General features: G+C 59.6%; 19 protein-coding genes and 1 tRNA gene. 7 read left to right on the forward strand and 13 right to left on the reverse strand.

The window, feature by feature from the left end; genetic code table 11:
* Positions 1-83: 83 nt before the first annotated feature.
* The 7 genes from I6J72_RS06775 to I6J72_RS06805 all read right to left on the reverse strand — a co-directional run bounded on the left by I6J72_RS06775 (position 84) and on the right by I6J72_RS06805 (position 6,201).
* The gene (locus tag I6J72_RS06775; protein WP_204098646.1) at positions 84-917 is read right to left on the reverse strand and encodes a Bax inhibitor-1/YccA family protein; all 834 of its coding nucleotides are present in this window, start codon (positions 915-917) and stop codon (positions 84-86) included.
* Between the two features lie 738 nt (positions 918-1,655).
* Positions 1,656-1,729, reverse strand: a tRNA-Leu gene (locus I6J72_RS06780).
* A gap of 53 nt (positions 1,730-1,782) precedes the next feature.
* Positions 1,783-2,736, reverse strand: coding sequence for a Ppx/GppA phosphatase family protein (locus I6J72_RS06785; RefSeq protein ID WP_204098647.1), 954 nt, complete (start codon positions 2,734-2,736; stop codon positions 1,783-1,785).
* A gap of 16 nt (positions 2,737-2,752) precedes the next feature.
* On the reverse strand, positions 2,753-3,301 hold the full coding sequence (locus I6J72_RS06790; protein WP_204098648.1) for a DUF501 domain-containing protein: 549 nt from the start codon (positions 3,299-3,301) through the stop codon (positions 2,753-2,755).
* Positions 3,302-3,335: 34 nt separating this feature from the next.
* The gene (locus I6J72_RS06795; RefSeq protein WP_204098649.1) at positions 3,336-3,842 is read right to left on the reverse strand and encodes a septum formation initiator family protein; all 507 of its coding nucleotides are present in this window, start codon (positions 3,840-3,842) and stop codon (positions 3,336-3,338) included.
* Positions 3,843-3,999: 157 nt separating this feature from the next.
* Entirely contained in the window at positions 4,000-5,277 is a 1,278-nt protein-coding gene (gene eno, locus I6J72_RS06800) for a phosphopyruvate hydratase (protein ID WP_204098650.1), read from the reverse strand.
* 132 nt (positions 5,278-5,409) lie between these two features.
* Entirely contained in the window at positions 5,410-6,201 is a 792-nt protein-coding gene (locus I6J72_RS06805; protein WP_204098651.1) for a hypothetical protein, read from the reverse strand.
* A 165-nt stretch (positions 6,202-6,366) separates the two neighbouring features.
* Here I6J72_RS06805 and I6J72_RS06810 point away from each other — a divergent pair, with 165 nt between their 5' ends.
* Positions 6,367-6,789 carry a hypothetical protein gene (locus I6J72_RS06810; RefSeq protein WP_204098652.1) on the forward strand — a complete coding sequence of 141 codons (423 nt, stop codon included), beginning with the start codon at positions 6,367-6,369 and terminating at the stop codon, positions 6,787-6,789.
* Between the two features lie 8 nt (positions 6,790-6,797).
* On the opposite strand, the gene I6J72_RS06815 is transcribed toward I6J72_RS06810, so the two are convergent.
* A complete protein-coding gene (locus I6J72_RS06815) occupies positions 6,798-7,412 on the reverse strand; it encodes a MazG nucleotide pyrophosphohydrolase domain-containing protein (RefSeq protein ID WP_204098653.1) in 615 nt (204 codons plus the stop codon).
* A gap of 81 nt (positions 7,413-7,493) precedes the next feature.
* On the opposite strand from I6J72_RS06815, the gene I6J72_RS06820 reads away from it, so the two are divergent.
* Entirely contained in the window at positions 7,494-8,981 is a 1,488-nt protein-coding gene (locus I6J72_RS06820) for an amino acid permease (protein WP_204098654.1), read from the forward strand.
* On the opposite strand, the gene I6J72_RS06825 is transcribed toward I6J72_RS06820, so the two are convergent.
* The 5 genes from I6J72_RS06825 to I6J72_RS06850 form a co-directional block, all read right to left on the reverse strand.
* The gene (locus tag I6J72_RS06825) at positions 8,978-9,460 is read right to left on the reverse strand and encodes a hypothetical protein (protein ID WP_115021565.1); all 483 of its coding nucleotides are present in this window, start codon (positions 9,458-9,460) and stop codon (positions 8,978-8,980) included. The two genes, I6J72_RS06820 and I6J72_RS06825, sit on opposite strands and share 4 nt — an antisense overlap.
* The gene (gene mfd, locus I6J72_RS06830; protein ID WP_204100467.1) at positions 9,460-13,098 is read right to left on the reverse strand and encodes a transcription-repair coupling factor; all 3,639 of its coding nucleotides are present in this window, start codon (positions 13,096-13,098) and stop codon (positions 9,460-9,462) included. Before mfd ends, I6J72_RS06825 begins: the two co-directional genes overlap by 1 nt.
* A gap of 12 nt (positions 13,099-13,110) precedes the next feature.
* Positions 13,111-13,719, reverse strand: coding sequence for a TetR/AcrR family transcriptional regulator (locus tag I6J72_RS06835; protein WP_070671674.1), 609 nt, complete (start codon positions 13,717-13,719; stop codon positions 13,111-13,113).
* Between the two features lie 163 nt (positions 13,720-13,882).
* Positions 13,883-14,632, reverse strand: coding sequence for a trimeric intracellular cation channel family protein (locus tag I6J72_RS06840; protein WP_204100468.1), 750 nt, complete (start codon positions 14,630-14,632; stop codon positions 13,883-13,885).
* Positions 14,633-15,558: 926 nt separating this feature from the next.
* On the reverse strand, positions 15,559-17,175 hold the full coding sequence (locus tag I6J72_RS06850; protein WP_204098655.1) for a multicopper oxidase family protein: 1,617 nt from the start codon (positions 17,173-17,175) through the stop codon (positions 15,559-15,561).
* A gap of 70 nt (positions 17,176-17,245) precedes the next feature.
* Here I6J72_RS06850 and I6J72_RS06855 point away from each other — a divergent pair, with 70 nt between their 5' ends.
* From I6J72_RS06855 to pth, 5 genes are all read left to right on the forward strand, one after another.
* Positions 17,246-18,478 (forward strand): MFS transporter, encoded by a 1,233-nt coding sequence (locus I6J72_RS06855; protein ID WP_204098656.1) that lies wholly within the window; start codon positions 17,246-17,248, stop codon positions 18,476-18,478.
* A 65-nt stretch (positions 18,479-18,543) separates the two neighbouring features.
* Positions 18,544-20,007 (forward strand): bifunctional UDP-N-acetylglucosamine diphosphorylase/glucosamine-1-phosphate N-acetyltransferase GlmU, encoded by a 1,464-nt coding sequence (glmU, locus tag I6J72_RS06860; protein WP_115021518.1) that lies wholly within the window; start codon positions 18,544-18,546, stop codon positions 20,005-20,007.
* Positions 20,008-20,031: 24 nt separating this feature from the next.
* On the forward strand, positions 20,032-21,006 hold the full coding sequence (locus tag I6J72_RS06865; RefSeq protein ID WP_070671664.1) for a ribose-phosphate diphosphokinase: 975 nt from the start codon (positions 20,032-20,034) through the stop codon (positions 21,004-21,006).
* Between the two features lie 209 nt (positions 21,007-21,215).
* Positions 21,216-21,875 carry a 50S ribosomal protein L25/general stress protein Ctc gene (locus I6J72_RS06870; protein WP_204098657.1) on the forward strand — a complete coding sequence of 220 codons (660 nt, stop codon included), beginning with the start codon at positions 21,216-21,218 and terminating at the stop codon, positions 21,873-21,875.
* 105 nt (positions 21,876-21,980) lie between these two features.
* Positions 21,981-22,520, forward strand: coding sequence for an aminoacyl-tRNA hydrolase (pth, locus tag I6J72_RS06875; protein WP_204098658.1), 540 nt, complete (start codon positions 21,981-21,983; stop codon positions 22,518-22,520).
* Position 22,521: the final 1 nt, after the last annotated feature.

The raw sequence follows: 22,521 nt of genomic DNA on the forward strand, positions 1-22,521 counted from the left end.
AATGTGACAAAACCACAAAAGAAACCGGCGGCCAGCACCATTTAAGGTGCCAGCCGCCGGCCACGTAAGGCGATAAGTAAGAGCTAGTCCCTGAAGTAGCTCAGCAGACGCAGAATCTCGGTGTAAAGCCAGACCAGGGTCACGGCCAAGCCAAGGGCGATACCCCAGGCGTACTGTGCCGGAGCACCCTGACGAATGAGTCGGTCAGCCTGGTCGAAGTCGGTCATAAAGGACAGGGATGCCAGGACGATGCAAACCAAGGAGAAAATAATGGCAATCGCACCGCCGTCACGCAGCGGGTTGAAGCCGAAGAAAATAGCGCCCAGGAAGTTTCCCAATGCCAAGACGGCAACACCGGCAATGAGTCCGAACATAATCTTGTTGAACTTCGGGGTCACCTTCACTGCACCGGTCTTGTAGACCATGAGCATGCCGATGAAGACACCGACCGTACCCATAATGGCCTGGCCAATGCCCACGCCGATCTCACCTAGGTCGGCGAGTGCCATACCACCCGAATTGTCTAGAGATCCACCGGCAACGATGTACGAAAAGCCACCAACAAAGAGGCCCTCAAATGCGGCGTAAATCAGAGTCACGGCGGCAGAACCGAACTTCTTGCCAAACGTCGACACCAGGACGGTAATCAAACCTCCGATAGCACCAACCAAGGTCAGCCCCATCGTTACGACTGGGTTAAACAGCGCAGCAATGCAGAAGTTAAGGACAGCCATCACAATGATGACGGCCAAGGTGATACCAGTCTTGGTCACCACGTCATCAACGGTCAGCGGGCGGTCGGCACTACGGGTGGCCTCGTTAAACGGGTTGTCGTTCTGACCAAACGGATTGCTCTGAGTCTGGTTCTGGGTTTGGCTGGATGAGAGGGAACTCATGACGGGGTTGCTAGAACGCACGTGAATCCCGATTCCTTTCACAGTCTTTCTCAATAAAGACGGCCCCATAAGGGCCGCCATGATCATGTTCTCACTAGTTCCAACGCACTCGATTGCTAGGAAGTTCCCAAAAATCCCAAACTTTGCAAAATATTCTTAAAGAGAGGCGTCGCGAAGCACTGCGCTTGTCGACGCCTCCCCTACCGCACCTGGCCACACACCTCATAGCCTGCACTGATAGCAACGTATAGCTCAGCACTATTAAATGGACACTCTTGACCGCGTTTCCGCTGGTCATGGTGCTCCCGTGGTGTCTGGTTCGGAGACATCGTTCCGCATGTCTCATGAGATCGTTCCGGTCTAACCAGCCCAGATGTCTCACCACATCGATTTGGTAGAAACCCTAAAGCCAAGACTGCCCAGGCACGACGAAAAGCGATGTCTCGAGACATCGATCCTCTGCGGCTATCCACACCGAAGTGACGACTGCTGGAAATAGGCCCGTGTGAGGCCCAGCTCTGCTGCTTCAAGCGCTTTCAGGAGCAGTTCTAGAAGTGTGTCTCAACCTATGAACAACAACTGAGGTCGGAACTAGGTCGCGCGCACCTGTCACTGTCATTCACGGTGAATAAGGGCGAAAAATTTCAAATTTCTGGCCCTTATCTACCGTGAATGTGGCCTCAAGCATGAATGTCGGCCTCGGCTCCGAAAACGAAAATCTCGAGACACCGACCGGAACGATGTCTCGAGACTTCACAGTGCCCCCAGTGGGACTCGAACCCACACTGAATCGATTTTAAGTCGACTGCCTCTGCCGATTGGGCTATGGGGGCCAAACCGTGCCCACCTATTTTAGGGCACGGGTGCTCGCAGACTAGTTATTGGGTCAGGCTGCGGCGAGGCCGGCGATAATTCCGTCGAGAATATCCTTCTCACTGATAAAGAAGGAGCGGGCGCTGCTGTTGCGCTCAATCATGGTCATGATGCCCTCGACGGCTACGCATCCACCGCCAATGACGTCAGCACGGCCTGGGTGAATGACCGGATTGAGGGCACGGACGTCCGAGGACAGACCTATCATTTGACGGGTCAGCACGCGCAGAGCGTCGAAACGCAGCTCGGAACCGTGGATGGAATCGGCGTCATAGCGCTCCATGCCTTGGGCAAGGGCAGACAACGTGGTGAAGGTTCCGGCGCAGCCGACGAAGGTGACGGCTTTGTCGATGGGTACGATTCTCTCCACGTCGGCCATGCGCTCAGCGACGTAATCAGTGGCGATCTCGATTTCTGCTTCAGTAGGCGGATCACTGCGCATCATGCGTTCGGTGAGACGGACACAGCCCATCTGAGCGGAGTGAGAGCCGAGGATCTCACCGTCGATCGTGCCGACGACGAACTCGGTGGAGCCTCCACCCAAGTCAATGACGCAATAAGGCCCCTTCTCCGAGCTGAGGTCCGCCACAGCGCCGGTAAAAGACAACAGGGCTTCCTCCTCACCGGAGATAATTTCCGCGCGAGCCCCCGGCTGAATTTGGCCGAGAAGCTCCGCCGTCATGTCGAAGAAATCGCGGTGGTTCTTGGCATCACGCGTGGCCGAGGTAGCCACCATGCGCACGCGCTCAACCTTTTCGAACTTCATCTGCTTGACGTACTCCTCCAAGGCGGCGCGGGTACGCGCGAGGGCCTCCGGAGCGAACTCGCCGGTAGCATCGACGCCTTGACCAAGGCGAACAATTTCCATCGTGCGGGAAATGTCCCGAATCTTGCCATCGCCCTGAATCTCACTGATGAGTAGACGGATGGAGTTGGTTCCGCAGTCGACAGCAGCGACGCGAGTCATAGGTCAAGCCTTTCTGTTAACCGGCGTTAGAAAAATCAAATTGGGCCATATCGATGCCCAAGTCCCCCACGGTAGGCCACTCTTCCGGAATGGCGCTGCCACGGAGTTTACCGTGTTCTGCTGCCATTGCGACGGCTTCCGTGCCGAAACGTACGCGGTCGGGACCTTCGGCCAAGGCATATGCAATCAGTACGTGGAGGCACTTCACGCGATCTGGCATACCACCGCCGGAGAATTGCGTACCGAGATCTTCCATCTCGTTGCGGGTGGCAAGGTAGTGCTCGTGAGCGGCCAGATAGTCCTTCCGCAGCGCCTCATCTTCTGCCAGGCGCTGTTCCATCCACTTCATGACGTGGGCGACCTCAAGGCGCGACGCTTCGGCCGTCAGGCGCGGGTCGGTGAGGTAGTAGAGAGTGGGGAACGGGGTGCCGTCGGGAAGCTTTGGCGCAGTTTTAATCACTGCGGGCGCTCCGTCGGGGGTGCGGTAAGCAATGTCTACGACGCCGCGCGGAGTGCGGCCAAGTTGTTCGCGGACAACGTCAAGATCAGCATCGGTCACGGTCATGGCAACCATTGTGGCACGGCGACTGGGATGAGTCCTATTCAGTAGGACGATCGGCTGCTGCTGGGGCCGTCTCCGCCTCTTCAGCAACGGAATCCCAGAGCACGGTGTACCACTCACGCTCGTCAATGTCTTCGCGGTGCTCTGAGGTCACAGTGTCCCCTGAATCCATGCGCGGATCCATGATTCGGAAGGCGGTTTCACCTTCGTCCATGACGCCGAAGCGGCGGCGGGCTTCTTGTTTGATGTACTCGTCCGAACGATACTTATCGATTTCCGCCAAGAGCTTGTCCTTGCGTTCCTGCTTGGCTGCGATGGAGCTTTCCAGGCGGGCAATTTCGGACTGGCCGTTGTAGTAGTTGCGCAGTGGCACGGCGATGGTGAGCAAGACGACGAGTACCACCGCGATGATGACGCCTACCCCGAGGATATCGAGGCCCTTGGGCTTCTTCGGGCGCTTCGGGGTTGTGTGGGCGTCGCGGGCACGCGTGTGGACCGGAACAGTGTTCCGGCGCTTCGTGCGGGTAGGGGTAGTGCGTGCCATCGGAGAGTAAGTCTAGCTATCAACCGCCAGGGTTCGGGACGGCGCGCGTGGGAGTCACAAAAATAACAGGTGTCACGCCAAAGGCGCCACAGTTTCCTGTGACGCCTTTAAACGTGGCCCACAATCACGGGGCACAATCGAGCTTCGGGGGAGGTGATTAACCCTGGAAGCGCGGGAATGCGGAGCGGCCGGCGTAAACGGCGGCGCTGCCCAGTTCCTGCTCGATGCGCAGAAGCTGGTTGTACTTGGCAACGCGCTCGGAACGAGCCGGAGCACCGGTCTTGATCTGGCCACAGTTCAGGGCAACGGCAAGGTCAGCAATGGTGGTGTCCTCGGTTTCACCGGAGCGGTGAGACATCATGGTGCGGTAGCCGTTGCGGTGAGCCAGTTCAACGGCATCGAAGGTTTCGGTGAGGGTACCAATCTGATTGACCTTCACGAGCAGGGCGTTAGCTGCCTTCTTGTCGATGCCCTCCTGGAGACGTGCCGGGTTGGTGACGAAGAAGTCATCGCCAACGATCTGGACCTTGTCACCGATGGTCTCGGTGAGCTTGGTGTAGCCCTCCCAGTCATCCTCCTGCAGCGGGTCCTCGATGGAGACGATCGGGTAGTTGGCGATGAGGTCCTCGTAGACCTTGGCCATCTCCTCAGCGGTGTGCTCGCCGCCCTCGAAGTGGTACTTGCCATCCTTGTAGAACTCGGAGGAAGCCACGTCCAGTGCCAGGGCAATGTCCTTGCCCGGCTCGAAGCCAGCCTTCTTGATGGCCTCAACGATGAGGTCGAGTGCGGCCTTGGTGGACTCCACAGACGGCGCGAAACCACCCTCGTCACCCAGGCCGGTGGACAGGCCCTTGTCCTTGATGACGGACTTGAGGGCATGGTAAACCTCGGCACCTTCACGCAGTGCCTCGCCGAAGGACTCCGCGCCGATCGGAGCAATCATGAACTCCTGGACGTCAACGCCGGAGTCCGCGTGGGAGCCACCGTTGAGGATGTTCATCATCGGAACAGGCAGGACGTGAGCGTTCGGACCACCAATGTAGCGGTAGAGCGGCAGGCCGGCGGACTCAGCGGCAGCCTTGGCTACAGCGATGGAAACGCCGAGGATAGCGTTAGCACCGAGGCGAGACTTGTTCTCCGTACCGTCAAGCTTGATGAGCGCTTCGTCGATGAGACGCTGGTCATCAGCCTCGAAGCCAGCGATCTCGTCGGTGATTTCTTCGTTGACGTTTTCAACTGCCTTGAGCACACCCTTGCCCAAGTAGCGCTCACCGCCGTCACGCAGCTCGTGTGCCTCGTGAACACCGGTGGATGCGCCAGACGGAACGCCGGCGACGCCGCGTGCACCGTCGTCGAGGAAAACCTCAGCCTCAACAGTCGGGTTACCGCGGGAATCAAGGATTTCGCGTGCCATTACGTGGATGATGTCAGCCATGCTGCTTTCACTCCTAATAGAACCAAATTGAGTGTGGTTTTGTGCTTCGGGAGGACTCCCAAATCACCTGCTGCCCATTGTTCCAGGAAAGTTCGGAACATGTCGGGCATAACCGGACAACGTGACAAAGATCTAGGAGGTTGCCGGCTGCTCGATCGCGTAAGAATTGGCAGCACCCGCCACTTTACGCAAATAATCCTCGGATTGGTTGTAGTTGAGAATCGCCGAGCGCCACCCTTCCGGGGTAGACAGGTCCCGATCACCAAAGCACAACAGGGCGGCGGCGCCGAGGGCGGCGTCGTCGATATTATTGGGGTCCGCCACACCATCGCCGTTAGCATCGCGCCCCAGATGATCCCAGGACGAAGCGATGAACTGCATGGGGCCTACCGCGCGATCAAATTCGGCATCGCCATCAATCGCTCCACCATCACTGTCTGGCACCAGCGTGGTGTCATTAGTCCCGTCCAGGGGAATGCCCACAATGGGCGGGTCAGGATAGCCATTCTCATCCAGAGAAGACCGATGAAACACATTGCCGTTATACGTGCCATGGCGGGTTTCTACCCATCCGATGCCAGCAAGAGTGTTCCAGCGCAGGTGACAATTGGGCCAAGCCGCCTTCGCAATAAGTTCGGCGTTGCCATAGGCGCGCAGGGCCTGTTCGGGAATGCTTGTGGAGTCCTTCAGTTGATCCGACCACCACGTCAATTTGTCGGAGGTACGCCCAGGGGCCTCCACGTCAATCGCTGGCACCTCTGCCCCACCAATTGGCGGTAAGTCCTCGGGTACAGGCTCAAGCTGACGGAAGGGCGAAGGTTTGTCCAGAAAGGACAAGCTCCAACCCACGAGGGAAATGATGAGAATGATGGCCAAGACAATGCCGAGGCCGCAGCCCCCAACTCTCCTCAGCCCCATGGTCATAGGCAGGGATACTACAGCGCACCTTTACGGTCAGCCCGGACCGACACAGAATGGTAAAAATTATGTCACAGTGTTCCCATGCGTAACATTGTGCGCTACACTACGCCATTGAACGGCTCGCCGAGCCGGGAAAAGTGCTGTTCTATTCGTAATTCAAGGAGACCCATGTCCATCCGCCGTATTGCCGCCACCGCTGCCGCTGTTGTCACCCTCGGTGCTGCTGTTCCTGCCACCGCATCCGCTGCTTCCCTCGAGGAGCTTGGCGGCTTCCTCTCCCAGGGAATCCAGACCGCTGACTGCGACACCCTGCGCAACACCCTGACCCTCATTGATAAGACCACCGAGGGCGATCTGCTCACTGAAAACACCACCCGCAACCAGCTGTCCAAGAACCTCACCGCCCTCGGTGGTTCTGAGGACCTCGGCCCGCTGGCGCTCGTCGCTGTGAAGTACGCCGGCCAGACCGCTGACCGTGCCCTCGAATGCAAGATCGTCAAGGAAGACACCCTCGCCACCGGCGGCACCGGCCTGTCCTCCAAGATTGCGGACTACGCCCCGCTGCTGTCCTCCGTTCTGAAGAAGAGCTAGAAGCTCACTTAACGGCTCTCGCGGGCTTTCCCCTCAGCCCACAGGCGCTCCTGCTCCTCTACCCCGACGACGTCCTCTGTGCCGTCGAACAGGTAGGGCGCGCGGGAGCGCATTTTGTTTACAAAGGACGCTGCCACATCATCCAAGGTGAAAGCGCCTCTCCGCGCGGCGATCTCCGCGTGAAAAAGAACTTGGAGAAAAACGTCTCCTAGTTCTTTGAGAAGCTCGGCGTCAGACGCGCCATCCTTTACCGCGTCAGCAAACTCCGCAGATTCCTCAGCCAGGTAAGGCAATAGGGTGTCATGGGTTTGATTGCGCTCCCACTCACCAATGCTGCGAGCCTTCGACATGACCTCCCGCGCCTGCCACAGAGGGTCGTCGAGGGAAGGAGCGAGGATGAGGTCATGGGAGTCGTCGAGAAGCGCCCGCACCTCGGGGTCAGACGCATTCGTGCTTACTAGCACACCTTTGCCTTCTGGATCCTCACCGCACAGTAACTCGTCGAAGTTCCAACGCACCTTTACCGGCACTTCGTCGGTGAAAACTGCAGGTCCAAGCAGCTTTCCATGGGCTTCCAGAGGAATCATCGTGGGCCAACGCGGATCGAGCAAGAGCACAGTCATAAGCACCGAGTATAGGACTCGGCCTGCGCGGATAATCGCACCAGTTGCGCATAAACCCGCCTTAAGGGGTACTTTTGACCAATGACCTCTTCAACACTCACCGAATCGCCGCGCACGCACTCCGTGACGCTGTGGACGCTTGTAGCGCTCATCATCGGTTCCACGGTGGGCGCCGGCATCTTCTCTCTGCCGCAAAATATTGCCTCCGTGGCCGGACCCGGCGCCATGCTGCTGGGATGGCTCATCGCGGGCGTCGGTATGCTCTCTGTAGCATTCGTTTTCCAGATTCTTGCCCACCGCAAGCCACACCTCGACTCCGGTGTGTACTCCTACGTCCGCGCCGGCTTGGGTGACTTCATTGGCTTTACGTCCGGTTGGGGATACTGGCTTGGTTCCGTCATGGCGCAGGTGGGCTACGGCACCTTGTTTTTCAATACCATCGGCCATTACGTGCCCTTCTTCGATGCTGATCACCAGTGGGCCTCCGCCATCGCGGTGTCGCTATTGTCGTGGGGCATCTTTGCAGTTCTGGCCCGCGGTATTAAGCAAGCAGCCATCATGAATATGGTGACCTCGGTGGCCAAGATCGTGCCCATCCTTGCCTTCGTCGTCATCGTCCTGTTCGTGGGGTTTAGCTGGGATAAATTCACTCTGGACTTCTGGGGCGAGCGCTCCGACAAGTCCGTTTTTGAGCAGGTACAAGGCATCATGCTCTTTACTGTGTGGGTCTTTATCGGTGTGGAGGGTGCTTCGGTGTACTCCAAGCAGGCCCGCACCCGCAGGGACGTTGGCCGCGCTACAGTGATCGGCTTTGTCAGCGTTCTCGCGCTTCTCGTGTCCGTCTCCACCTTGAGCTTCGGCGTGCTTACTCAGGAAGAGCTGGCAGCACTGCCGGATAACTCTATGGCCTCTGTCCTCACCGCCGTAGTGGGACCATGGGGCGGCGCGCTCATCTCCCTTGGCCTGTGCCTGTCCGTCCTGGGCGCGTATGTGTCCTGGCAGATGCTGTGCGCGGAGCCGATTGTCCTCATGGCTATCGACGGCCTCATCCCCCGCAAGATTGGCACCGTCAACGTTGCCGGCGCACCGTGGGTAGCGCAGCTAATTTCCACCCTGGCGATTCAGCTCTTTGTCATCGTCTTCTTCCTCAACGAGACCTCCTATAATGCCATGGTGCAGCTGGCCACCATCATGTACCTCCTTCCCTACATCTTCTCCTCGTTGTATTTGGTTCTTCTCACCGTGCGTGGCAAGGGGCTGACCCACCCGCATGCTGGTGTGAAGTTTGATCTCTCCGGGCCTGAGGTAGGACGCCGCAGTAATCGACGCCACTTTTTCATCGGCCTCGTCGCCTTCATCTACTCCCTGTGGCTCATCTACGCCGCCGATCCGGTCTACGTGCTCCTCGGCGCGCTTGCCGTGCTTCCGAGCCTGATCCCGTACGTGGCTACTCGCCTGTACAAGAAGGAGCGCGTGTTCAATACCTTCGAGTGGTGTGTGGTGGCGATCGTGATTATCGGCGCCATTGCTGCTGTGTGGGGACTGAGCACCGGCGCACTCGTTCTCTAAAGAACTGGGGGCTGTTGGCGGTGAGACTTCACCGCATAAACAATGCAGCTCACCAGCCACAGCACGTGGCCAACAGCACTGATGCCGAGAAATAGCATGCCGGTCATCGTGGCTGCGTCCTCGTTGCCACGCCACCAGGCGGGGACACCGGCAGGGCCAGTATCGCCAAAGTCCGGAAGGTTGGCGCCGCCGATGATAAATCCGATGAAGACCATAGCCAGCCCCGCCCATGCCCACACCAGGTTGCTGTCGTAGTCCCTGAGAATAAACAGCGGGATAAACCCCAGGAGCATCCATACTCCTAGGGGCACCACCCCACCCAACATCAGCATGACGGCGTACCAGCCTGCATTCCCGCTCACAAACTTCAGCGCCAACACCGCAGGAATGCTCACCAGCGCCGCGACAATCCACACCACCAACAGAGCTATTCGTGAGTTAGAGCGCGGCTTCATACTAGGGCTGTTGGTGGCATCCATTACTTTTCTCCTACGCTAATGACATTCTTCTTAGTCTTAGCACCGCTGACGTCGACTCGCTCGAGTTCAAACATCGATGCTAGGAAATCTGCCATCCACTGGAGAAGTTCAACGTCACGCAACTTGGGGTCTGTGACGTTGCGTCCGGCCTTGGGGAAGTTGAGCTGGATAGCCTTGGCGGCCGCACGGTAGTTGGAGCCTGGGAAGAGGCGCTTGAGGCGCACTTGCTTGGAATCCGCGAGCTCCACCGGGTGGACCTTGATGCGGGTTCCCTGCACCGTAATGTCGGCGACACCAGCCCGGCGCGCTTGGTGGCGCAAGCGGGCCACAGCCAGAAGGCGTTGCACCGGCTCCGGGACGGGACCATAGCGGTCCTCCATCTCCTCCACGGTGTTCTGGAGGTCCGCATTGTCCTTGGAGGCTGCGAGCTTGCGGTAGACCTCGAGGCGCAGGCGCTCGGAGTTGATGTAGCTTTCTGGAATGTGGGCGTCGACAGGCAAGTCGATACGGATCTCCTTCGGCCCCTCGTCCGTGACTATCGGGGCTTCTCCCCTAGCAAGCGCCTTGAAGGTCTCCACGGCCTCGCCCACGAGGCGGACGTAGAGATCAAAGCCCACCCCAGCGATGTGGCCGGATTGCTCAGCACCGAGCACGTTGCCGGCTCCTCGCATCTCCAGGTCCTTCATGGCCACGGCCATACCTGCGCCCAAGTCGTTGTTCTGGGCAATAGTGGCCAGGCGGTCGTAGGAGGTTTCAGTGAGCGTAGCGCCCTTCGGGTAGAGGAAGTAGGCGTAGCCGCGCTCGCGGGAGCGGCCCACGCGCCCGCGCAGCTGGTGCAGCTGGGACAGACCCATGTGATGGGCGTTTTCCACGATGAGGGTATTCGCATTAGCGATGTCCAGGCCGGTTTCCACGATGGTGGTACAGACGAGCACGTCGAACTCACGGTCCCAGAAGCCCTGGACGGTCTGCTCAAGAACTTCCTCGTTCATCTGGCCGTGGGCCACCACGATGCGGGCTTCTGGCACGAGATCACGCAGCTCACGGGCCTTCTTCTCAATGTCTGCAACCTTGTTGTGGATGAAGAAGACCTGACCGTCACGCAGTAACTCGCGGCGGATTGCAGCAGCAACCTGCTTATCTTCATAGGCGCCCACATAGGTCAAGACCGGATGGCGGTCCTCCGGTGGCGTCAAGATGGTGGACATCTCGCGGATGCCCGCCATCGACATCTCCAAGGTGCGCGGAATCGGAGTTGCGGACATGGTGAGCACGTCCACGCTGGCCTTGAGCGCCTTGATGTGTTCCTTGTGCTCCACGCCGAAGCGTTGCTCCTCATCCACCACGATGAGGCCTAAGTTCTTCCACTGCACGCCCGTTTGAAGCAGACGGTGAGTACCGATGACAATGTCCACGGAACCATCTGCCAAGCCTGCCAGAATCTCCTTGGATTCCTTGGCCGAGGTAAAACGCGAGAGCACCTCAATGTCGACGGGGAAACCTTGCATGCGCTCGCGGAACGTATCGGCGTGCTGCTGGGCCAGCAGCGTAGTCGGTACAAGCACTGCGACCTGCTTGCCGTCTTGGACTGCCTTGAAGGCAGCGCGCACCGCCACCTCAGTCTTGCCATAACCCACATCGCCGACGACGACTCGGTCCATCGGCACTGAGGATTCCATGTCTTCCTTGACCGCATCAATAGCCAGCATCTGGTCTTCGGTTTCGACGAAGGGAAAGTTATCCTCCATCTCCGCCTGCCAAGGCGTATCGGGCCCAAATTGGTGACCGGGTGCGGCTTGGCGCTTGGCGTAGAGTTCTACCAGCTCGCCAGCGATCTCGCGTACGGCAGCGCGCGCCTTCTTCTTGGTGTTCTTCCAATCCGAGCCGCCCATTTTAGACAGCGTTGGCGCTTCTCCGCCCGTGTACTTGCTCAGCAGGTCCAACGAGTCCATGGGTACCCAGAGCTGGTCGGCAGGCTGGCCGCGCTTGGAAGCTGCGTACTCGAGGACAATGTATTCGCGGCGCGAGGTCTCGTCACCAGACTGGATGGTGCGCTCGGCCATCTTGAGGAACTTGCCGATGCCATGTGTTTCATGCACCACGTAGTCGCCCTGCTTAAGTGCCAGCGGATCGACGCGGTTTCGGCGCTTTGCTGGGCGACGTTTAGCGCCCGCAATATCGCCCACGCGGTTACCCGTCAGGTCCGTTTCTGTGACCACGACGAGCGGAAGCGCTTCAGCGTCTTTGAGCTTGCGTACCTTGGGGAAGACTAGGCCAGCATGACTCAGCGCTTGATAGAGCGTGACCTCACCTGGGCTAGGTTCCCATCCAGGAGTAGCGACCTTGGTGGGAATCCCCTTTTCAGCAAACCGCTCCACCATGCGCTTGATAGCACCCTGGGCAGGGGCGATGAAGGCTGCCCGTCCGCCCGCGGTGGTGTGGGCCAGCAGCTGCGCCATCATGGCATCGATCTGCTCGATATCGCCGCGCGGTGTGGGGCCAGGTTCGTAGTCGAGCGGCAGGGTCTCCGATTCCGCAGCCGCAAACATGCCTGGGGGCGCAAAAGTCCACAGGGGAGCCTCAATCTGCGTGCACGTGGCCTCTAGAGATTCATAGGAGCGGTAACTCGACGCCTCGGTGTCCAGCCCCTCCGCAGCCAGTGGGCCATCTGCGCCCATGGCGGCAGCCTCCCAACCGGCAGCAAGGAACTCGGCATCCGTGGATTCCAAATCCGCGACACGGGTGCGGATCTTCTCCGGTGCCACGAGGAGCACGTGCGTTCCGGTGGGGAGGAGTTCGGGGAGGGTGACAAAGGGTTCGTCGGCAAGCACGGCGAGCAATGCCTCCATACCTTCGGCCGGGATGTGCTCACCTACCTTGGTAAGCAGCTCAGCCAGTGCCGCATTGCCGCCAAACTTCTGCGCTAGGTCACGAGCCCGTGCGGCCACCTCGTTGGTGATGGGAAGCTCGCGCGCAGGGTAGATGGCGACTTCCCCGACCTCAATCTCCTGAATAGCTCGCTGATCTGCCACGGAGAACTGGCGGATATCCGTAATCTCATCGCCCCAAAACTCGACACGCACCGGATAGTCGGACGTCGTGGGGAAAATATCGAGGATGCCGCCGCGCGTAGCGTACTCGCCGCGCTTAGCCACCATGTCTACGTGCTTATACGCGCGAAACTCCAGTTCAGAGACGATATGAGAAAACTCGTGTTCCTCCTCTTCTTTGAGGAAAATCGGTGCGCGCCCCTCCACCTTGCTGAGGATGGGCTGGCAGTAGCCGCGCGCTGAGGTCACCACAACCTGGGCCTTGCCCGCACCAACTAGATCAAGAACTTGGGCGCGCTTACCGACGATGTCCGGTGCCGGCGAGAGCCTCTCATGCGGGAGCGTTTCCCACGCGGGGAAGTACGCAACCTTGTCTCCCAACAACGCGGTGAGCTCCGCACTGAGATCCTCGGCCTCGCGTCCCGACGCTGCCACAACGAGGACGGGCGCATGGTGGGCCAAGGTGCCAATAGCCCAGGGACGGGCCTGATCGATGCCCGTGATGTGTAGAGATTGCGTACCTACCTGGGCGGCAAGGCCTTTTAGTTTGGGATCGGAGGCGGCTACCTTGAGCAGCCCTCCCAGCATCGGAGTTGCCACCTACTCATCTCCCTTCAACTTCGGTGCAGCTTCCATTCCAGCCAGGCCATTCCAGCACAAGTTCACGATATGCGCGGCAACAGTCTCGCGGGAAGGCTCGCGCTCATCCAGCCACCATTGGGCCGTGGTAGCCACCATGCCCACCAACGCCTGGCCGTAGAGCACAGCAAGCTCGGGGTCGAGCCCACGGTGTTCAAAAGCCTCTCCCAAAATGTGGGCAATCTGGTTCACTGCGGTGTTCAGCAGCGTGGAGAAACTACGCTCATCACCGGGTTTGGAATCACGCACTAGGATGAGGAAGCCATCAGTCTCCTCTTCCACATAGGTCAACAGCGCCACCACGCCGCGCTCAATGCGCTCGCGCCAGGAGCCCTCCTGCAAGGACTCAGTGACCACCTTTTCCAAGGCCACCAGCTCGCGGTCGATGACCACCGCGTAGAGGCCTTCCTTGCCACCGAAGTGCTCGTACACCACCGGCTTGGACACACCTGCGCGCGCGGCGATCTCCTCTACGCTGGCGCCATCGAAGCCAAGCTCCGCGAAGGCCGCCCGGCCAATGGAAATCAACTGTTCACGGCGCTCACGGCCGGTCATCCTTTGTCGAACCATGCTTCTACTGTATCTCCCCCACCGGACATGACCCGCACTCACAGAGAAAGCGGGGAGGTGTTTAGGACTCTCGACCCCCGTCAGGTAACATGTCCTCCAGCGCTCATAACGTGTGCGCTGTTTCCCCATGGTGTAATCGGCAACACTACGGTTTTTGGTACCGTCATTCTAGGTTCGAGTCCTGGTGGGGAAGCTTTTTCTGTTTTCTACGCCCACGGCGAAAGCCCTTGAGCTCAGCTTTCTTCGCCATCGCTACCACCTGTGTGGCGGTGGAATTCAAGGAAGCGGTGCCAGCTCGCGGAAGTACCCATCCACGCCAGTAGGCCAGGATGGCCAAGCCGCATCCAACAAAGGGCGAAATAATCATGCCGAGGGCGAACTTGTCGAAGTGCGCGAAAGACGCCATCACGATTCCAGTAAGCACTGCTGGCACTGCATAGAGCGGGCTTCCGCCAAAGACTGAAGGAATCATTCCGGAGGCAACATCGCGCACCATGCCACCTCCTACTGCGGTCAGGACGCCTAAGAAAACGCAGGCGATAAACGGCATCCCATACGCCAGTGCCTTAACACAGCCAGTCGTGCACCACACTCCCAAAATGACAGCATCCGCGTGCTCACGGAAAATTTCCCACGCCTTGCCTTTCAGGTCTATCAAGAACGCAATGAGAGCGCCTACGCACGCGAGCGTGAGATACAGCGGATCGGAGATCGCCGCGGCTGGGCCACTAGCAATGAGCATGTCACGGATCATGCCGCCCGCCAGCGCCGAAAAGAGCGCGAGGAAGACAAAGCCAATGATGTCGAATTCCCTGCGGCGCGCAATCGTGCCGCCAATGATGCCGTTGAGTACCACTCCGATGAGGTCAAAGACTTGGTACAGGGATTGGATGAGCGGGTCGATGTCCTGAATCACATTTACTGACCCTAGCGTACGGATAAGGCTCCGAGGCCTCTATTGGGGGTCGCACATTTGAGGAAAGCAACGACCCCAAGCGCTAAGCTTGGGGTCGTGGGGGATAATGCGCCAACCTACGTTGACGCTCTCACTAGGGAGGGTAGCACACAAATTTGGAACCTAAAGATGATCTTGAAGTAATGCTCGGCGCGGCGCGGTTTGCCACATACTTACGTGAGGCCGACGGTGACGTCGAAAGGGCGGTTTCGCTCTACCGATGGAACGCCCAACTCTCCAGTGCTCTCCATTATCAGCTTTCTCACTTCGAAGTACTCACCCGTAACGCAATTGACATAACTCTTCGTGAGTGGAACTACAAAATCTGTGGCCACAGAGAGTGGTCCTTTGAGGGAAAAACTGCAGGCTTGCTCTACCGTATATTGCGTCGTCCTATGACCCAAGCACGTAAGCGGGCACAGCAAGAATCTCGAAGACGGAAAGTCGGTCACGCACGAAGAAATGCATCCTTCACGCATGATGATGTGGTTTCACAGTTCACGCTCGGAAACTGGTCGACTCTGCTTGGTGAAGCCCTGCCCGTGCACCATGAGAGCGCAAAAGTGTTGTGGAGTGAATGCCTTCACAAGGCATTTGCGCAGGTACCCGCTCTGGATACCTCCCGCGAAGATATTGGGAGAAAGTTCGAAAGAATAACGCACTTGAGAAACCGTGTCTCCCACCAAGAGAACCTTCTATCGACAAATGTCAACCGTCGACTCAATGACATGCTCTCAGTGCTAGGCGCAATCAACCCTGACTATCCCGGATGGTCTATGTCAGGCAGCCCTTAGCGTCGTGTAACGAGATCTGTTCCTCGGAGAGTGTGGGCACTCGACGCCCCCTAGTCTGAGCCCTAGAGTTCTCCAATGGCTTTCACCGCGTTACGAGCTAGCCTCCGGCGACGCATACGGACTACGCGAAGAGTCCACAACCTGGCTGGCGTGTCCGGCATGGCCGGCAGCGTCCTTGTCAAAGACAAGGGCGCCCGGTTTCACGCGCACGTCGGGTTTCTCGCCTTTGTCCACAATGACGTACTGCCCCATCATGCCTTGGTCCTCATGCAGCAGCATGTGGCAGTGGTACATGTACGGGATGGTCTTGTCCGGGAAGTGGCCAAACTCCACCAGCAGGCGGGCGGTGGCCTTCGGCGGGAGGTTGACAATGTCCTTCCAGCCGGAGTTAAAGACGTTCATCTTCTCATCGCCGTCCCAGTCCACGACTTTGAAGCGGGCGTTGTGGATGTGGAAGTTGTGCGGCCAGTCGGAATTTTCGTTGGTGACGGTCCACAGTTCCCGTGCGTCCTCGTCGATGACGGTATCGACGCGGGCCATGTCCATCTGCTCACCGTTAATCATGAAGGTGTTAAGGATGAACTCGCGTTCAGTCAGGCCCTCGGTAGACGGGGTTTGTCCCGCAGCAGGATCCAACTCAGTCGGCAGCGCTGGAGGTGTCGGCGCAGACTCCTCCGGCCCCACGATGGTGAGTAAGTCAAAGGAATCCCGGAAGCCGAAGTCAGCGGCGTTATCGTCAGTAGGAACACCAAAGTTGTCCTTGCGGGGAACCGAGCGCAGCTGGATATCCTTGCCAGGCTCCAGGTCCACGATGACCTCGGCACGCTCGCCGGGGCCGAGGAGGAGGGAGTCGACTTCCACGGGGGCGTCGAGAAGCCCGGCGTCCGTCGCAATCACGTGGAAGGGCTTTTCCCCTACCTCCAGCGTGTAAAAGCGCATGGAGGCACCGTTGAGCAGGCGCAGGCGAACCCGGCGCGTCGTGGCCTCAAAGCGGGCGTTAGTAATACCGTTGACCAGCGGCGTCGTACCGAGGAGCCCCAGGGTGTTGTCGCTTTTCTCATCGAACTGGTCATCCTCGGTGAACTTGGCATCCATGATGACCACGGGGATATCGTCCACGCCATACTCGTGCGGCAAGTCGAGGCCGTCAGAGACGTCATCGTCAATGATGAACATTCCTGCCAAACCGCGGTAGGCATGCGTGGCCGTCGCCAGGTGCGGGTGCGGGTGGTACCACACCGTAGCGGCAGGCTGGATGATGTCCCACTCCGGCTTCCACGTTTCACCGACCTGAACCGGCGAGTGCGGGCCGCCATCGGAGTACGCCGGAAGCTGCATGCCGTGCCAGTGCACCGTGGTCATTTCAATGAGGTCATTAGTGATTTCAGCACGGATTTTATCCCCACGGCGGGCACGCAGTGTCGGCCCTAGGAAGGGCCCGTTGAAGCCCCATGTCCGAGTGCGGTCCTTTCCGGGAAGTACCTCCGAGTGGCCGTCTTGGGCCGTGAGCTTGAAGACTCGGGTGTCGCCTTCCATCGTGCCCTCTTCCACGGGCGGGATGGGAAGTGCGCGGGGTTCGCCGTCGTAGCCGAGCGGCGCGGGTTGGTCAGACGACGTGGAGCAGGCACTAAGCCCGGCGACGGAGGCACCAGCGATGGTGAGGACAGTTCCCTGGACAAAGACGCGACGAGACACAGAGACAGACATGCATCCCAGAATAGGTGGTCAGGCACGCCTTAGCCCTTGCATTGGCTAAGCCGGGCTTAAGATCACAGTCATGTCTCTCCCCGCGAAAGAATCCTCGAATGCCCGGAAGTTTGTGTGGTCCAGCGGCTTGCAGGGAGTCGGCGATCAGCTCTTGTCTGGAAAGACCGTCCTGCCCTGGCTCTTTAGCGCTGCCGGGGTACCGGGATTTTTCACCGGCCTCCTCGTGCCGTTACGGGAGTCCGGTTCGATGCTTCCGCAGGCCGCGCTTACCCCGTGGGTCACCTCGCATCCAGCACGCAAGCGCCTATGGCTGCTGGGCTCGGTGGGCCAGGGCGTGTGTGCGGCGGTCATTGCGGCGGCCGCGGTGCTTCTCGACGGCCCCCTCCTCGGCCTCGTCGTCTGCCTCGCCCTGGCGGTACTCGCGCTTCTGCGCGCACTGTGTTCTCTCACCGGCAAAGACGTGCAAGGCCGCACCATTTCGAAGGGCAGCCGCGGCCTGGTCACCGGCCGCGCAACGCAGCTAGGTGGTGCGGTCACGCTCATCACGGGTGGAATCTTGGCCTTCCTTGGTGAGCTGCCGCGCTGGGGGCTCGCCGTTCTCTTGGCCATTGGTGCGGCCACGTGGTTTATGGCCGCAGCGGTCTTTCGCACCATTGAGGAACCCGTGCCAGACAACACCGCCCAGCAGGGCATGAACACCAGCTGGTGGAAGGACACGTGGCAGCTCTACACCCAGGACGCCCGCTTCCGCAGCTTCGTCAACGTCCGTGCACTGCTGTTGGTTTCAGCGTTGTCGACGTCCTTTATTGTCGTGCTCTCCCACAGCGTCGGCTCCCAAGCACTAAGCGGACTCGGTGGCTTCGTCCTCGCCTCCGGTTTAGCCAGCCTGGTGGGTGGGCGCGTATCGGGTGTCCTCTCAGATAAGTCTTCCCGCCTGGTCATGTCCTGGGCCGCGGGATGTGCCGCGGTGATTCTGCTGGCGATTGTGGCCTGCGCGGCGTGGGCGCCGGCGTCGATAAGCGCGTGGGCTCTGCCCGTCGGATTCTTCCTGGTAAACTTGGCGCACGCCGGTATTCGCGTGGCCCGTAAGACGTATGTGGTGGACATGGCCGGTGAGGACAAGCGCACCCGCTATGTCGGTGCTGCAAACACGATGATGGGTGTCATTCTCCTCATCGTCGGTGGCATCTCAGCAGTCATAGCGCTGGCGGGCCCGTCCGCGGCTATCCTCTTCCTCGCTATCGTGGGTGTGCTCGGTGCATGGCGAGCTCGCGCTCTTCCGGAGGTATCTCACGGAAAGTAGCGCGGGCGCGTTATGATGAATCGCAGTAAGTCCTGACACCCCAAACACAGGAGACGCACACACTCGTGGCTGAAACAACCGACTGCGCCGCCATCGTCCTTGCTGCCGGCGCGGGTACCCGCATGAAATCCTCAACCCAGAAGACTTTGCATGAGATTGGCGGGCGGTCACTGCTCGGCCATGCTCTCCATGCCGCCGCCGGGGTGAACCCGGAACACCTCGTGGTCGTCGTGGGCCACCAACGTGACCAGGTCTCCCCCGCCGTCGATTCCATTGCTGAGGAGCTCGACTGCGAGGTATCCCAGGCCGTCCAGGAGGAACAGAACGGTACCGGCCATGCTGTGCAGTGTGGTCTGAGCGCACTGCCCGATTTCACCGGCACCGTTATCGTCACCAACGGTGACGTTCCGCTCCTGCGCCCGGACACTCTCCGCGAGTTGCATGAGACCCACACCAGCCAGGGCAATGCCGTGACTGTGCTGTCCATGACTTTGGAGGATCCGACTGGCTACGGCCGAGTCCTGCGCGCTGAGGATGACTCCGTGACCGCCATCGTGGAACAGAAGGATGCCTCCGAGGAGCAGCGCGCGGTGCGCGAGGTGAACTCTGGAGTGTTCGCGTTTGATGGCGCCGTGCTTCGTGACGCGTTGACGAAGCTCAATTCCGATAACGCCCAGGGCGAGCTTTACATCACCGACGTCCTGGAGATTGCCCGCGAGGCTGGCCACCGCGTTGGTGCTCACGTGGCTAGTGATCCCGATGAGCTTTCTGGTGTCAACGACCGCGTACAGCTGGCTGCAGCCGGCCGCCTGCTCAACCGCCGCATGGTGGAAAAGGCTATGCGTGGCGGCGCCACCATCGTTGACCCGGAGACCACCTGGATTGGGGTAAACGTCACCATTGGCCAGGATGTCACTATTCACCCCAACACCCAGCTGTGGGGCGCGACCACCATCGCCGATGGCGCCGAAGTGGGCCCCGATACCACCTTGACGAACATGCAGGTTGGTGCCGGCGCAAGTGTAGTGCGCACGCATGGCTTTGACTCCGTTATTGGTACGGACGCCACGGTCGGTCCCTTCACCTACATCCGCCCCGGTGTCATCGTGGGCCAGGAGGGCAAGCTGGGCGGCTTCGTAGAAGCCAAGAAGGCACAGATCGGCCGCGGCACCAAGGTCCCGCACCTGACCTACATCGGTGATGCCACCGTCGGTGACTACTCCAACATCGGTGCCTCCTCTGTCTTCGTAAACTACGACGGAGTCAATAAGCACCACACCACCATTGGCAGCCACGTACGCACGGGCTCCGACACCATGTTTATCGCTCCTGTCACCGTGGGTGACGGTGCCTACTCTGGGGCGGGTACAGTGATTAAGGACGACGTTCCCCCAGGAGCACTCGCCGTCTCCGGCGGCAAGCAGCGCAACATCGAGGGCTGGGTCCAGAAGAAGCGCCCGGGCACGCCAGCGGCTGAGGCCGCGGCACAGGCTCAGGACGCTCCGGCTGATGACCAGACCACTAACTAACAACACGTAAAGGGATATTTTCTGATGACTGGCAAGGTTACCGGCAGCAGCAAGAACATGAAGCTCTTCACCGGGCGTGCGCACCCGGCGTTGGCAGAAGCTGTGGCCAAGGAGCTCAAGACTGAACTGGTTCCGACCACCGCCCGCGACTTCGCCAACGGCGAAATCTTCATCCGCTTCGAGGAGTCGGTACGTGGTGCCGACTGTTTCGTGATGCAGTCCCACTCCCAACCGCTCAACAAGTGGCTTGTGGAGCAGCTCATCATGATTGATGCGCTCAAGCGCGGCTCCGCCAAGCGTATTACCGCCATCCTGCCGTTCTACCCTTATGCCCGCCAGGACAAGAAGCACCTTGGCCGCGAGCCCATTTCCGCTCGCCTCGTTGCTGACCTGCTGGCTGCTGCTGGTGCTGACCGCATTGTGTCCGTGGACCTGCACACTGACCAGATTCAGGGCTTCTTCGACGGCCCGGTCGATCACATGCACGCCATGCCGATCTTGACGGACCACATCAAGAAGAACTACTCGCTGGATAACCTCGCGGTGGTTTCCCCCGATGCCGGCCGCGTCAAGGTGGCAGAGAAGTGGGCACACGAGCTGGGTGACGCCCCGCTGTCCTTCGTCCACAAGACCCGTTCCACCACCGAGGCCAACAAGACCGTCTCCAACCGCGTGGTGGGTGACGTCGAGGGCAAGGACTGCGTGCTTCTCGACGACATGATTGACACCGGCGGCACCATCGCCGGCGCGGTTCGCGTCCTCAAGGAGGCTGGCGCTAAGTCCGTCATCATTGCCTGCACCCACGGTGTCTTCTCCGATCCGGCCCGCGAACGCCTCTCGCAGTGCGGCGCTGAGGAAGTCATCACCACCGACACCCTGCCGCAGTCCACCGAGGGCTGGGACAACCTCACGGTGCTGTCCATTGCCCCACTGCTGGCGCGCACCATTCACGAGATCTTCGAGAACGGTTCTGTGACCACGCTCTTCGAAACCCACTAAATTTGGTTCGACGACAGCGCTGCTGTTAAAATCTTGTGCGTCTCGGCGAGGGAGAAATCCGTTATCGACGCGATAGCACAAGTTAAGCAGTGAATCTAGAATTAAGCCTGCGATGACTCGTCCAAGACGTCCATCGGCAGGCTTTTGTCGTATCTACACGGTCCTTCATCAGCCCTTGCCGCACAACGATACTTTAAGGAGATTTACTTATGGCTTCTGAGCGCCCCGTACTCAAAGGTGAAGTCCGCTCTGAATTTGGCAAGGGCTTTGCCCGTCGCCTGCGCGTAGCCGGCCGCGTTCCGGGTGTTGTCTACGGCCACGCCGTTGACGTTCTGCACTTCTCGGTCGACCGCCTCGAGCTGACCGCTCTGATCCGTGCCAACGGTGTCAACGCTGTGTTCGAGCTGGAGCTCGAGGGCGAGCAGCACCTGGTCATGGTCAAGCACATCGACCAGAACGTCCTGACCTTCGACATCGACCACATCGACCTGCTCTCCATTAAGCGTGGCGAGAAGGTTGAGGTTGAGGTTCCGCTCACCATTGAGGGCGAGCCGGCCCCGGGCCTCATGTTCATCCAGGATGCCGACGTCCTCCTCGTCGAGTCCGACGTACTCAACATTCCGGAAGAAATCGTCGTGTCCATCGAGGGTCTCGAGGATGGCACCGTGGTCACCGCTGGCGACATCACCCTGCCGGAGGGCACCACCCTCGTGGCCGAGGAAGACACCGTCATCGTCTCCATCTCCGAGCCGGAGGTTGATGAGGACGTCGAGGCTGCCGCTGAGGCTGCTGAGGAAGGCGGCGCTGAGGCTGGCGCCGACTCCGAGGAAGGCGCTGAGGCTTCCGAGGAGAAGAAGGACGAGGAGTAAATCCTCCATCCCCTCACCTAGCTAGCGCACCGCGCCCGCTTCCCTGCTTATGGGAGGCAGGCGCGGTTCGCCGTTTTCGCCCACGCGCTGTTTAGAATAGGCAGCGTGACTACTTCTTCTTTCCTCGTCGTGGGGCTGGGCAACCCCGGTCCGAAGTACGCCGGCACCCGCCATAACATCGGTTTTGACGTGGCTGATGAACTGGCCCACGAGCTGTTCGCTTCCTTTTCCGTTCATAAAAAGACGAATACGGATATCGCCGAGGCACGGCGTGGGGACACCAAGGTGATCGTCGCGAAACCGCGCAGCTTCATGAATCTCTCCGGCGGGCCCATCAAGGCCCTCGCGCAGTACTTCAACGTCTCCCCTGCACACATCATTGTGGTACACGATGAACTCGAGCTGGACTTTGGCCAGATCAAGTTGCGCCTCGGCGGCGGGGACCATGGCCACAATGGTCTGCGTTCTACGACGAAATCTTTGGGCACGAAGGACTATCGGCGTCTTTCCGTGGGTATTGGGCGCCCGCCTGGACGCATGGATCCGGCCTCGTTCGTACTCAAACCGTGGAGCAAACAGGAGGCCCAGGACGTGCCCATCATGTGTGCCGACGCGGTGGATGAGATTCTTCGCGCGTTAGACTAGC

Origin of the sequence: Corynebacterium sp. FDAARGOS 1242, assembly GCF_016889985.1 — a bacterium.
GTDB lineage: Bacteria > Actinomycetota > Actinomycetes > Mycobacteriales > Mycobacteriaceae > Corynebacterium > Corynebacterium minutissimum_B.